This window comes from Halomonas llamarensis (genome assembly GCF_023555005.1).
GTDB lineage: Bacteria > Pseudomonadota > Gammaproteobacteria > Pseudomonadales > Halomonadaceae > Vreelandella > Vreelandella llamarensis.
Window position 1 is genome coordinate 1 of sequence record NZ_JAMJPJ010000108.1, and the last position, 446, is coordinate 446.

General features: G+C 63.5%; 1 pseudogene. It reads right to left on the reverse strand.

From position 1 onward, the window contains the following. Positions 1–446 (reverse strand): annotated as a pseudogene (locus tag M8006_RS17800) (hypothetical protein); the annotation flags it as partial.

A 446-nucleotide genomic window follows, 5' to 3' on the forward strand; every position in this document is an offset into this window, starting at 1 on the left:
GTTCGCCGATTAACCGCTGGGCGTGGTCGTAGCTAAAGGTCACCTCGCCATGATCGTTGGTGACGCTAATGAGTTGCCCATTGCTGCCCCACTGATAATGTTCACTGCTGGCCGGGGCGTGTTCCGTGGCGGGCAAGTGGCGCGCCGTCAGTCTACCGGCTTCGTCATAGTCGTAACGGGTGACCAGCGGCTGGCCGTCGGGGCCGGGGCGATTGGCTTCGATGCGTTCGATCAGTCGCCCGGCGTCATCGTAGCGGTACTGCTGCTCGCGGCCATCGGGGCCGGTCTCGCGGGCGAGGCGATCCATGTCGTCATAGGTAAAGCGATACACGGCGCCGTTGCCCAGCGTGAGTTCGCTGAGACGGCCAATGTCATCGTACGTGGTAAACTGTTGGCTGCCGTCGGCCTCGATGCGCTGCACCGGGCGGCCGTGGTCGTCATAGAAG